At 56.7% G+C, this 12767-nt stretch carries 12 protein-coding genes; 9 read left to right on the top strand and 3 right to left on the bottom strand.

From position 1 onward, the window contains the following. Positions 1-36 precede the first annotated feature (36 nt). The 3 genes from NE850_RS14180 to NE850_RS14170 all read left to right on the top strand — a co-directional run bounded on the left by NE850_RS14180 (position 37) and on the right by NE850_RS14170 (position 4058). On the top strand, positions 37-1701 hold the full coding sequence (locus NE850_RS14180; protein WP_165184507.1) for a bifunctional aspartate transaminase/aspartate 4-decarboxylase: 1665 nt from the start codon (positions 37-39) through the stop codon (positions 1699-1701). 234 nt (positions 1702-1935) lie between these two features. Further along, positions 1936-2127 (top strand): hypothetical protein, encoded by a 192-nt coding sequence (locus NE850_RS14175; protein ID WP_310698874.1) that lies wholly within the window; start codon positions 1936-1938, stop codon positions 2125-2127. A gap of 266 nt (positions 2128-2393) precedes the next feature. Beyond that, the gene (locus NE850_RS14170) at positions 2394-4058 is read left to right on the top strand and encodes a P-loop NTPase fold protein (protein WP_165184512.1); all 1665 of its coding nucleotides are present in this window, start codon (positions 2394-2396) and stop codon (positions 4056-4058) included. Between the two features lie 346 nt (positions 4059-4404). Here the strand turns inward: NE850_RS14170 and NE850_RS14165 are convergent, their stop codons facing one another. Then, positions 4405-4704 (bottom strand): hypothetical protein, encoded by a 300-nt coding sequence (locus NE850_RS14165; protein ID WP_232064093.1) that lies wholly within the window; start codon positions 4702-4704, stop codon positions 4405-4407. An 8-nt stretch (positions 4705-4712) separates the two neighbouring features. Between NE850_RS14165 and NE850_RS14160 the strand changes: the two genes are divergently transcribed. From NE850_RS14160 to NE850_RS14145, 4 genes are all read left to right on the top strand, one after another. Next, positions 4713-5036: a hypothetical protein gene (locus NE850_RS14160; RefSeq protein ID WP_165184123.1), complete on the top strand. Its 324-nt coding sequence runs from the start codon at positions 4713-4715 to the stop codon at positions 5034-5036. 531 nt (positions 5037-5567) lie between these two features. Further along, positions 5568-6017, top strand: a complete 450-nt coding sequence (locus NE850_RS14155) for a hypothetical protein (RefSeq protein ID WP_165184514.1) — start codon at positions 5568-5570, stop codon at positions 6015-6017. A gap of 1 nt (position 6018) precedes the next feature. Further along, positions 6019-6774 (top strand): hypothetical protein, encoded by a 756-nt coding sequence (locus tag NE850_RS14150; protein ID WP_165184517.1) that lies wholly within the window; start codon positions 6019-6021, stop codon positions 6772-6774. Then, entirely contained in the window at positions 6750-7169 is a 420-nt protein-coding gene (locus NE850_RS14145) for a hypothetical protein (RefSeq protein WP_165184519.1), read from the top strand. The genes NE850_RS14150 and NE850_RS14145 overlap by 25 nt, the downstream gene beginning before the upstream one ends. Positions 7170-7265: 96 nt before the next feature. Here the strand turns inward: NE850_RS14145 and NE850_RS14140 are convergent, their stop codons facing one another. Further along, positions 7266-7727: a hypothetical protein gene (locus NE850_RS14140; protein WP_165184522.1), complete on the bottom strand. Its 462-nt coding sequence runs from the start codon at positions 7725-7727 to the stop codon at positions 7266-7268. An 848-nt stretch (positions 7728-8575) separates the two neighbouring features. On the opposite strand from NE850_RS14140, the gene NE850_RS14135 reads away from it, so the two are divergent. Continuing rightward, the gene (locus NE850_RS14135) at positions 8576-9028 is read left to right on the top strand and encodes a hypothetical protein (protein WP_165184525.1); all 453 of its coding nucleotides are present in this window, start codon (positions 8576-8578) and stop codon (positions 9026-9028) included. 602 nt (positions 9029-9630) lie between these two features. Here the strand turns inward: NE850_RS14135 and NE850_RS14130 are convergent. Beyond that, complete coding sequence (locus tag NE850_RS14130) at positions 9631-10842, bottom strand: MFS transporter (protein WP_310698873.1); 1212 nt, start codon at positions 10840-10842, stop codon at positions 9631-9633. Positions 10843-11232: 390 nt separating this feature from the next. On the opposite strand from NE850_RS14130, the gene xdhA reads away from it, so the two are divergent. Then, a complete protein-coding gene (gene xdhA / locus NE850_RS14125; protein WP_165184530.1) occupies positions 11233-12756 on the top strand; it encodes a xanthine dehydrogenase small subunit in 1524 nt (507 codons plus the stop codon). The last annotated feature ends 11 nt before the right edge of the window (positions 12757-12767 follow it).

Raw genomic sequence — 12767 nt, 5'->3', positions numbered from 1 at the left:
CGCCGGCGTCTTTTACTTGGCTCAGGAGAACGCATCATGGCAAAAGAGAAGGGCGACAAGAAACACGCGGATACGGCAGAGCAGGATTTCTCCGCGCTCAGCCCGTTCGAGTTGAAGGACGAACTGATCAAGGCCGCCGGCGGCAGCGCCGTGGAGCGGCCCGCCAATGCATCCATGCTCAACGCCGGGCGCGGCAATCCGAATTTTCTCGCGACGATCCCGCGCCACGGCTTCTGGCAACTCGGCCTCTTTGCAATGCGCGAATCGGAACGCTCGTTCGCCTACATGCCGGAAGGTGTCGGCGGTTTTCCGAAGCGCGAAGGTTTGACCGAGCGTTTCGAGCTGTTCCTGCGCGAAAACCGGGGCGTGCCCGGGATCGATTTTCTGCGCGGTGCGGTGTCGTATGTACGCGATCAACTGGGATTGTCTGCGGGCGACTTCCTGTATGAAATGTGCGAGGGCATTCTCGCGTCGAACTATCCGGTGCCGGACCGGATGCTGAAGCTGTCGGAGGTGATTGTCGGGCAGTACTTGCGGCGCGAGATGATCGGCAAGCATCCGTTCATCGGCGAGTTCGACATCTTTGCCGTGGAAGGCGGCACGGCCGCGATGACCTATATCTTCAACACGTTGCGCGAGAACCGCCTCATCAAGGCGGGCGATACGATCGCGCTCGGCATGCCGATCTTCACGCCGTACATCGAGATTCCGCGTTTGAACGACTATAAGTTGAACGTCGTCAATCTGAACGCCAGCGTCGAGAATAACTGGCAGTACTCGAAAGCGGAACTCGACAAGCTGCGCGACCCGAAAGTGAAGGCGTTCTTTCTCGTGAATCCGAGCAATCCGCCGTCGGTGCGGATCAGCGATGAAAGCCTCGAACAGATCGCCGATATCGTGAAAGCGCGGCCCGATCTGATCCTGTTGACGGACGATGTGTATGGCACGTTTGCCGACGATTTCGTGTCGCTGTTTGCGCTTGCGCCGAAAAACACGATTCTCGTGTACTCGTACTCGAAGTATTTCGGTGCGACGGGCTGGCGGCTCGGCACGATCGCGACGCATCGGGACAACGTGCTCGACCGGTTGATTGCCGAATTGCCGAAAGATGTGAAGAAGGAACTGCATACGCGCTATGAGTCGATTACGACGGAGCCGGATAAGCTCAAGTTCATCGATCGTCTGGTGGCGGATAGCCGGACTGTCGCGTTGAACCACACGGCGGGGCTGTCGACGCCGCAGCAGGTGCAGATGGTGTTGTTCTCGTTGTTCTCGCTGATGGATACGCCCGACGCGTACAAGAATGCGTTGAAGCGGTTGATTCGTAGCCGCAAGCGCGCGCTGTATGAAGAGATCGGGATTTCGTTTGAAGACGATGATAAGAACCAGGTGGATTACTACACGATTCTTGATATGGAGTTTCTTGGGGAGCGTGCGTTTGGGCGTGAGTTTGTCGAGTGGCTTTTCAAGAATACGGAGCCTTCGGAACTTTTGTTCCGGCTTGCCAGGGAGGCGCGGGTTGTGTTGTTGCCGGGGAGAGGATTCGGTACTGAACATCCGTCCGGGCGGGTGTCGTTGGCGAATCTTAATGAGTCGGATTATCGGCAGATTGGACGTGCGTTGCGCAGGCTGATCGAAGAGTATGTCGAGCGGTTTAATGCGGCGACTGGGAAGAAGCTTGATAAGGGGAAGGTGGAGTGACGGAGGGGGCTGGCGCCGGGTGGGTTTTGGGGTGTTGGCCTTTCCTTGAATTAATGGTGGTCTATTAGCGTTGCCCCTGTGCGGGGAATTTGTGTAGTTCGCCTCGGTGTACTAGAGTTCGTTTCGTCAATAAAATCAGTGGCTTAAGTTCGTTCGAGGCCGTAACGGTTCGCGGTGATCCACTACGGTACTTGTCCGAAATCTGTCCAAAAACGATTCGAAACGAGGTGCCCCGTGGCAAAAGAACGTAACAACCGAGACCTGGTCGCTCGACTCATGAAGGAAGGCGCGACCGACAGGCAGCGCGATATCTACGACGACCAGATTACCGGGTTCGGCGTCCGTGTCATGCCGCGAGGCAAGAAGGCGACGACCGAGCCCGCCATCGGCTTTATCTACCGGTGGACCCGCTCCGACGACACCTAGGGGCGCGTGACGGTCGGCAAGGTCGCGGACGGTATGGACGCAAAGCGCGCCCGCGAACGGGTGCTTGACCAGATCAGGCGCACGGACCTGACGACCGATACGCCGGCCGTGCGCGATGCGGTACAGACCTGGGAAAAGGACCACGTGACAGCTTCGCGTTAACCAACTGACTCTGCCGTCTGCGCAGTTTCTGGACTTTTTCGCAAGCACCGTGGCTTGCGCTAGTATCCGTTCACCAGACCAGTCAGATACTAGGAAAAGTACAAATGACCAGGGCCGTCATCGAAAGCGTAATCAACGAATTTCTAGACAGCACGACTCCAGAGGTATTGGCAATCAGCGGCAGATGGGGAGTCGGCAAGACCTACACCTTGCAGAATCTGTTCAACGAATATTCCCGCGAAGGTTCGCTAACCCGTTACGCGTACGTCTCAGCCTTCGGAGCCAAATCGATTGGCGAACTTCGCTCGATGATCCTTATCAAGTCAAGGCGCTTTCCTGTGCAGCGTGACAAGATGGGTCAGGTTGTCGAGGGCGCCGAGCATGTCTTTAGTAAGGGGCGTGGAATGGCTTTTTGGAAAGCTATCACCGCAGCTTCCGAAAAGATCCCCTACGGCGGAAAGCAGATTACGGTGTTGCTCGAAACAGTTGCTGCTTCGTTAGTTAGCAAAACGATCATCTGTATCGATGACATTGAACGTCTCGGCTCCGGCATCGAAATGGATGAACTGATGGGGCTCGTTTCTGAACTTAAGACCGAATCTCAGTGCAAGGTCATTCTGCTCTTTAACGAGGAGATGTTGGGCGAGCGAGCCCAACATTACGAACGAGCCAGTGAAAAAGTCATAGACAAGAAGCTCGCGTTTGTGACAACCCCGACTGAAGCGGTCGAACTGGGCTTGCCCGCCAATACGCCGCTACGAGATTACGCCGTACCGTGCATAGAAAAACTCGGCATCTGTAATATCCGAACCGTCCAGAGAATTGCGAACGGATTGCGCACTATCCATAGTGTTATCCCCGATTGTTCTAGTGCTGTAAAAAAGCAAACGGCTATCGCGGTAACAGTGTTTGCAGGGGCATTGTACGAGACGGGAATTGGCTTTCCGACGACGGAAGAAGTCAAAATATACAATTGGTATTCCACTGCTATGGGTGTAAGCAAGGACACCATTGAGGAAGAGTGGCGCGAAAAGTTGCATGGCTGCGGATTTCTCTCATGTGATGAATTTGACGCCGAAGTACTGACTGTATTGAGAAACGGCTACGCACACGGGTCTGAACTTGTAAAGTACGCGCGAGCCTTGGACGAGGTTGATGACCGAGCACGGCTCGATGGTATTTTTGAAGGGGTGTGGAAGACATTTCACTACAGAATCGACGGTACCGCCCAGGAACTGATGCGCGCGTTCGTCAATGCTGTCGAAGTAGCCGCGACGGTGATTACCCCACTCAATCTGAACAGTACGGTCAGATTGCTACGGGATCTCGGCTTTAGCGCTGAAGCAGACGGAGTGGTTGACAGATACGTGGCTCTCAACTCCGGACGTCCTGGACTATTCAAGATCGACGATTCTGCGTTTGGCAAGGACATAGATGATGAATATCTGAAGCGACGCTTCGCAGAGGTACTGACCGAAGAAGAAGGTCCACTTGACCTGGCGGCAGCAATGGAGCTGATGATAGAAGAGAACAGTTGGAACAACCGGATCGAAACGGCGTTGCTGAAGGCGACAGAGGATGACTTCATCGCTCTGCTTAAGGACAGTCAAGGAGCGGCAATGCGTACATTGATCGATCGAACCTATCGCGCCGCAGAGTATCGGGGAGCAATAACGGCGCCTATCGCAGTCACAATGACCGCAGCGCTAGACAAGATAGCGAGCGAGTCAGACCTTAATGGAATTCGTATCAGTCGCTGGCGGCAGTAACTGTCGAAAGACAACAGAAAGCCCGCGAGAGTATCGCGAGCTTTCTGCTGGCCGGGGCGCGCCAGGATCGATTTAGGCGGCCTCGGGCAGCGCGGTTGATATACGCCCGTCGGTCGAGGATTGCCAGCGTCTCATGTAGCTTCGTTTCGCGCGCCTTGAGGTAGCGCTGCGTCATACGGCCGTCCGTATCGCCAAGAATCTTCTGGACGTGATAAAAGGAGCAGACCGGCCTCGCCCGCTCCGGGTGTTGCCCTGCGTCATTCGTCGTCGTCGGCCGCCGGGCCTGTTACATCCACCGCATCGTCCGCGTTGAGCGTTGCGGGGATTTCATGCTTGAGCAGCATCATCAACTTCGCCGCCTCTTCAGCGTTTGGCAGGATCTGCACACGCGTAGCGAAGTCCCGCCTTCCTTCAGGACAAATGCGATCTTTCCGAAGTTGGCTTCCGTGAAAAGCAGATCGTCCTGTGGCTTTGCGCCCGTGTGCAGGTGCGGGCTGACCGGCTCGTACTCACCGGCCCATCTGAGCGTGCCAAGCTGCGGGTTCTTGAGGTGCGGCAGGTTCGTTCTGTCCGGCCCGAGCATGTCGGGATCGTTCGCGGCTTCGCACAGTGACGCGCGCAGCGATGGGCTCAGTTTGTCGAGCACGAAGTTCGGTGCATCGAACGTCAGCTTCAGACCACGGCGGTAACTTCCTCGTCGCCATGTATTTCAGTCCTGACGTTGATATGTGCGATCTTGACTGGCTGGCGCTGGAAGTCGAGCATCGTCATTCTCCCTGTTCATCAAATCCGGCAGCCCTACAATATGCCGGTCCGGCTCGGGGGCTTGTCACCCTTGCGGAGAAATTCAGTCGCGTGGCGGACGCGGAAGACATCATGTTCGCGCTGATCGCGACCGACAATCTGATTCTGCTTGACGAAGATGTGCGTGCGACCGTTCTCAGGCCGCCGACGACTGCAACCGCAATCGCGGCCTGAATGACGTCGAGGGACGTTTGACGACAGGGCGCGATTATTCACGCCCTGTCTTTTTGGGAAACCTGCAGGTGCCGGTCCACTGGCATTAGGCCCGCAGGCGGTCAAAGGGAAAAGACCCGCCTGCTCATGCCCGTCCCTGTCGTGGACCAGCAGGTCGATTTAATCACACTTAATTTCACCCAGTGACGTCGTGACGAAATTTGACAGATGAGTCCTGCGTTTTCAGATTCTTGGGTACGAGACGGGCTGGACGGACCGCGCAGCAAACGGAGACAGCCGGCCGCAGCAATAGCGGAGTACGTCGGCAGCGCGGTTTACGCGAGTAAGCACTGGCATGACCACGCGATAGCCACGAAGGTATAAAAAGCGTCCGCCATGCATCATGGCAAATCACGCGTGACCATACAGCACGCATCAATCCCCTTTCTTTTCAGAATTGCCTGATGTGAAGTGATTCGTTTGCGCGATACGTTTCAATCGTAGCCAAGCTACTTTTTGTCGCACAACGATTCACGCTCAATAAGAAAAGCAATGACGAATAGACGATTATTTTTGCATGTCGGTGCACTTTCGCTTGCCGGCATCGCCTCGCGCGTCACACAGGCGGCCCCTGCAACCCCTCAACTTCCAGGGACGGCACGACGTGGTTACGCGCTAACGAACGGCGCAACGGCACTCAAGCGTGATGACGGGGCGTGGATATTCTGGGTGCGTCTCATCAATTTTGATGATCCTAAAAGCGATATATCTGGCAGTTTGCAGATATCAACTGATAGAGCTTTCTCACAGATCGTGGACGTAGTGCCACTGACCTTTTCTCAGTCGAAGTCATTCATCGCGCAGCCGGTTTACCAGCCAAAAACCGGCAATGTACAGCTTTACTATCGCTATGTAGTTGGGGCGGAGCCGTCCGTCGCGCCGTCCGTTAGTTCGGTTGTGAACTCAATTGCTCCCTGGAGTAAAGAATCGAAGGCGGAATGAAATGGCATCAACAGAATTGATTGTGCACTTTATGGAAGCTGGCTCCAATAACATGGGGACGTTTCAGGCCTTCATGGGCATCGCTCAGAATCCGCGTGACTCACTGTCGATCTTGCACACCGGGACAACGGTTGTCGCGACCATAAGCAATGTGGCTCAGATGCTACAACCGATCCGTATCGTTACCAATCAACTAGTTGCGACAACCGCGCTAACCCGGCTCATGGTGGACTGGAAAGACCCGAATAAAAAAGTGGATCCTGGGGATGTTCTAACGCTTGTAAGCGCCTCCGGTACGATTGCTCTCACGGTACTGGCGCTTGCGGAAATCGGCCCTACTGCGGCTATAGCAATTAGCGCTGTCGTATTGGCATCTGACCTTCAATCCGCATTTCAACCGTATCTGAATTCGACGAGCGCTTTGCTCGGCAGGCTTCTTGCGAGCCAGATTCAACTTACGAAGCCCGCATCCACCGCGAGTTGTTCGCTCTATTGGGGGAATACTGTTGTCGGAAGCGGATATGGTTTTTACACATACGATGAAATAATGTCCGCAAAAGGATTGTTTGTCTGCATGACCGATAACGGTGCGTCCGGACAAACCTTTTTTATTAGAGGCTCGCCAGTTCCGGGTAGTCTCACGCCAGTAGGAGAAGACGCATACAAGGATGCGTTCTGCCGGAATCTTGCCAAGGAGCAGGGCTGGAGCGATGTGGAAAGCGGAGTGGCGTTTTGCAAAAGCGTGACATACAAGTGACCATGATGACAATGCCGCGCTCTATCAAGGCTTTGCTAACGGGCTTCGCTGTTGCATTTGGCTGTGAAGCCGTAGTCCTAATAGCGATGCTCTACCACTGTTCTTTACCCTGGGCTGGTTATCTTGCTGCACTGGCAAGCCTGATGGCGAACCCGTTCGCATTGAGTCTCGCGTTAAGGGGGAAAACGCGCGGCTATGCTTTATTAAAATGGACCGCGGCTTTCAGTTTCTTGTGGACGCTTTGGGGCGGCGCGTATCTCTACATGCTTGGAGTGTGGGCTATCGCGTTGATAGCGGCTTGCGTATGGCTTCGCGTGATAGCCTTGCTGATGATGCGCGGCAAGTCGGCAAAGGAGTGGATCAACACCGACATCATCCAATCTTCCAATTGGTGACGTTAAGCGGAGAATTGCTCGACCATTGATGTCCCGGCCCGCTTCGCGCGGCCTTTTCCGTTTCCTCACATACCGCTTGCGATGCTGGCTCGAATTTCAGCGCAACATCCACGGCTTGAGTAGCCGGTAAACAATGAGTGACTTGCGCAGCGCAAGCATCGACCACGCATTACCCCCCACCATGACGGAAATCAGCACCACCATGAAGGCCGTGCTTGTATCCGGACGCAGTGCCCTGAGCAGGAAAACGATTCCGAAAAGGATCGTGAACGCACAAATGGCGCCCCGCTGACCGGGCGAATCCACGCCGCAAATTTCGCCGGTTGCGTGATTGAGCCAACCCGCCAGCGTTTGCCAGTTCTCAGGATCACGCAATACCGCAGTCACGACCATGCCATTGTCCAGCCGGGGATTGCCACGCATCACGACGGCATATTGGCGCTTCCCCGCAATCGTGGCATTGAATGTAACGCCCTGCGTGGTGGAGTTGTACTTGTCTTTCACGACAACGATGCCGCCGATATTTTCAAGCGTGACTGTAACAGCGTGATATGTCATATGCGCAACGTGCCGGGGCGGGTGTGGAAACGCTCAAATATATGTGATGCGCCGCACGGAGGCGTGCCAAGGAAGGACTCGCAGCAGGGGGAACCGAGGGACCGCCTGAGCGCGCGATCCATTGCACCGCGTTGCGCGGGATGCAGATATCGGACCAATCTGATTTCCGCGAGACCGGACCACGTCAGCGTCACATCGTTACGGAGCAGAAGGCATTGCAAGCCTCTCGCCATGAAGCTGTACTCGTCCTGCTCCAGTTCCCACGGCTCCGGCATGCGAGACATGCGCCCATCGTCGTGTGTATTCATTGCAGCGTCTCTCACTGTCGCGTTTTACAACGGCAGCTCATAAGCGGGGCCCTCGCACAGTCGCGGTAGTGGTGCATCTGGAATCCGTGTTCTCGCACATTCGGCGCATGTGACAAGGCCGTCATGCTTCCGTCGCGGTAGTTCGTCTGCACATCGCCGAGGGTTTTTGCAGAAATTTCCTGGGTGGTGTAGTCCTCCGTTCGGGAGGATGTTTGCGAAATATCGGAATTCGTGGCCGCGGACGCGTTTTAGTCCATACGCATAACCACTCGCGGGATGATGTCGCTAAACTTGGTTTGTCGTGCGGTTCACGGCAAACAGGGTTCGCAGCCTGTGTTACGTAGAACCCGCATGCTTGCACAAGCAGGAGTGCGGCTGCCTTCGCACGTCTTTTTCTCATGGGCGGGCCTTGGCGGGGGAGCCTCAAGGCTCACCGGTTGTTGGTTCTACGTGCCGGTCTGCGAATCCCGTCATTGTGCCCGCTCACCAACGTTCAAGTGAGTGTCGGGCGATCCGAGTAAGTTTCAGGGAGATCGCGTCATGAGTAAATCCGTCAAGAATTCACGCACCACGTCGCGCCCGCCGGTTGAGGCGCTTCAATACGAGAAACTCGCTTTGTCTGCATTTGGGCTGGTTGAACGGCAACTGAGCCAACTGGAGAAGCTGATTACGCTTGCGGCCTCAATAGTTAGGAGTCCGGCGGTGACGCGTGAAGAACGGCATCGGCAGAGGAGATTGCTGGAGCTGCTGATCGACACGGGCGAAGATTACCAGAGGGAGGCCGAGATCGACCGTGAGTTGTATCAGGTCATTGCACTGGACGCGAAAGGAGTACCTCAAAGCCGGATCACGGCGCGTCACGCGGCGAACCTTCTGGCCAAGGCGAGTCGGAAGCCATCAGACAATCGCGAACGAATCGGCGCAACCAGGGTAGTGCCGAGCAGGGCGATTCGCTTCAAAACGATGGCGCGACGTATAGCAACGGCGCACTGACACAGAGACACAGCACTTCAGACCAGCCTCGAAAAGAGATACAGAAGAGCGGTACAAACGGAAGACGCAAACAACAGACGCAAACAACAGACGCAAACAATAGACGCACCATATGCGTTGTTCGTATCTGAAGGGTACGGCGTTAAAACTTGGAACGCGGGCCGAATTCCTGTGCGGTGAGTGCCGTATGAAACGCATATGCGTTCAAGCGAAACGCGCCTTGAACAAGTGGAAGCTTATTCCGGCGTCTCGCCGAGGCGAAGCCGACGGCCTAACCGCATTTAAACGAAGTCTCTGGTTTTGAGCAGACCGTTCAGACGAGCGCGTAGCGTGAGGCGGGAAGTATGACGGCCTTGTCACTTGCGCGGAATGTGCGAGAGTGCAGATTCCAGATGCACCACTACCGTGGCTGCGCGAGGGCCCCGTTTAAGAACTAGCGGTGTGAGCCGCTTTCTTTGCTTACTTTCTTTGCGGCCGCAAAGAAAGTGAGTGCCGCCCCGCACAGGGGCAACCCTAATAAACCAAAAACAATTCAAAAAAAGGCCAAAACCCGAAGCTCCCCGAAAAAAAGGCCCCACCCCAAACAGCCCCGAAAAAAAACCTCAAAGCGCCGCAGGCAAATTAGTAACCTTAGCATTCCGAAGATAAAGAAAAGTCGAGAGCGCCACAGCCACGGCAGCGGCAACCGCCGCAAAGAGAAACACCGACCCATACCCAAACTCACCTGCAATATACCCAGCCAACGGCCCGGTAATCCCAAGCGAGAGATCAAGAAAAACAGAATAAGCCGACAACGCCGCTCCCCGGCTAGCCGGCGGCACGAGCCCAACAGCCTCGACCCCAAGAGCGGGAAACACCAAAGCAAACCCAAACCCGGTCAAAGCCGCCCCGGCGAGAGCAACATGCGGCTCCGGCGCAAGCCACAACATCAGCAACCCGGCGCATTCAAACGAAAACGAAGCAATCGCGACCCGAAATCCACCATAGGTCTTGATCGTATTGGCGAACAGCAACCGCGCCCCGATAAACAGCGTACCGAACACGGTCAACGAAAGCGCCGCATTCGGCCAATGCTTCGCCGCATAAAATAGCGTAATGAAAGTAGCGATCGACCCAAACCCGGCCGAGCCAAGCGCCAACCCGATCCCATGCGGCAACACGCGAGTAAACACACTTCGGTACGACATGCGCTCGCCGTGCACGATCGGCACCGGTGCAATAGGACGAGCCAGATAAAACCCGAGCGCCGCCAGCAGAATCACCAGAATCCCCAGCGCCGCAAACCCGACCGCGTGCGCAATCGCCACGCCGAGCGGCGCACCGACCGCCAACGCGCCATACGTCGCGATGCCGTTCCACGAAATCACCCGCGCATTGTTGCTTGTGCCCACCCGGCCAATACCCCACAGAATCGCACCCGTGCCGCACAGGCTCTCGCCGAATCCCAGCACGAGTCGGCTGCATACCAGCAACCCGAGGCTCAGCACGGACCAGCGACCACATAGCGCAGCCAGCAACAACAGCACTCCGCTCGCGCCACAACCCAGCAAGCCGATCGTAACGGTCCGCTTCGGCCCCAGCGTATCTGCGGAACGGCCGGCGAGCGGCCGCGATGCCAGCGTCGCCACGTACTGCACGCTAATGGCCGCACCCGCCAGCACGGCGCTGTAACCCAGGTCGTCGTGGACGTAGCCCGGCAACACCGCCAGCGGAATTCCGATCGTCAGATAGCAAAGAAACGTGAAAAAGACGACCGGAATGATCTGCATGGTCGTCGCAAATTCGCTGCGAGGTGTCGCTGAGTCGGTGGACATGGGGAAAACGAGACTTGAATTCGGCGGGAAGGCGTGATTTTCCCATGGAACCGATTCTCTTGCAGGACTTGCCTAATAAATCGTCCCACAAAAGGCTATTTCAGGAACCCCATAGTGGTCCGCTTTTGCCCCGTCTGGGCCTGCTTTTCCGGCATGAGCAGTCAGAACAGCTCGCAGAAAATTGTCTGTAATGCAATATAAAAATTAAAAATACGGCAAAAATTCAAAATCGCCATAAGTCAACCGCTCCTCAAACCCATCTCGATATCTTTTTGCGGATATGTCCCTCATGCGATCGGCACTATGGGTTGTATTTATTGACGGTGATAGTTTTCAAACCATTCCTGCTGCACGTCCCCGCGGACACAGAACATTCGAGAGTAACGAGACATGACTGAGCCGATTCGCTTCTATCACCGCAACGCGATCCGCGAGATCAAGGACGCGCCCGTCACCCGCACGGTCCTGCAATATCTGCGCGAAGACGCGCATTGCACGGGCACCAAGGAAGGCTGCGCCGAAGGCGACTGCGGCGCATGCACGGTCGTGATCGGCGAGCGCAACGAGGCGGGCGGCGTCGACTTTAAGGCGGTGAATGCCTGCATCCAGTTCGTGCCGACGCTCGACGGCAAAGCGCTCTTCACCGTCGAAGACCTGCGCCAGCCGGACGGCTCGCTGCATCCGGTACAGGAAGCGATGGTCGAATGTCACGGCTCGCAGTGCGGCTTCTGCACGCCGGGCTTCGTCATGTCGATGTGGTCGCTCTACGAAAAGCACGGCCACGAGCACAGCTGCGCCAACAAAACGGTGCCGTCGCGTGAAGTGATCGGCAACGCGTTGACGGGCAACCTGTGCCGCTGCACGGGCTACCGTCCGATCGTCGACGCGGCGGTGCGCATGTTCGAAGCGCCCGCGCCGAAAGCGCCGGTGAATGTCGAGGCACTCGCCAGTACGCTTGCCACGCTCGAGCGCACGGATACATTCCACTATCAGCACGCCGGCCAGCGGTTCGACGCACCGCGCACGGTCGAGGCACTCGCAAAGATCAAGGAAGCCGAACCGGCCACGCGCATTCTCGCCGGCAGCACGGACATCGGCCTGTGGGTCACCAAGCAGATGCGCGAGCTCGGCAACATCGTCTACGTGGGGCAGATCGCGGGGCTGCAGAAGCTCGAAACCAATGGCGAATGGATCGAGATCGGCGCGGGTGTCAGCGTCGAAAGGGCTTACGCGGAGATCGCGAAGCAATATCCCGAACTGAACGAAATGTGGCAACGCTTCGCGTCGCTGCCGATTCGTAACGCCGGCACGCTCGGCGGCAACATTGCCAACGGCTCGCCGATCGGCGATTCGATGCCGGGCCTGATCGCACTCGGCGCGCGCGTGATCGTGCGCGGCGGCGAGATCGAGCGCGAAATGCCGCTCGAAGACTTGTACCTCGCGTATCAGAAGAAGGACATGGCGGAGCACGAGTTTGTCGTCGGGTTGAAGGTGCCGACGCGCACCGGCGTACGCAAGAACCTGCAGTTCCGCACTTACAAGCTGTCCAAGCGTTTCGATTCAGACATCTCGGCCGTATGTGCCGCGTTCTCGTTCATCGCCGACGGCAACCTGATCCGCGAGCCGCGCATCGCATTCGGTGGCATGGCCGCCACGTCCAAACGGGCGACGCACGCGGAAGCGGTGCTACGCGACGCCGAATGGCACGAAGCCACCGCACGGGCGGCGATGCTCGCGCTCGGCAACGACTATGCGCCGTTGTCCGACATGCGCGCGACCAGCAACTATCGCCTCGAATCGGCGAAGAACACGCTGTACCGCTTCTGGCTCGAAACGCGGCCGAACAATCCGTTGCCGAAGAGCGCGCTGGATGTGCGTGCGGTCGCCGCGGCCTGCGCGCCGGCCGGCGTCTGAGAAGCCCAAAG

It is taken from the genome of Paraburkholderia sp. USG1, from assembly GCF_031570135.1.
Classification (GTDB): domain Bacteria; phylum Pseudomonadota; class Gammaproteobacteria; order Burkholderiales; family Burkholderiaceae; genus Paraburkholderia; species Paraburkholderia dioscoreae.
This window is presented reverse-complemented; position numbering and strand designations above follow the sequence as displayed.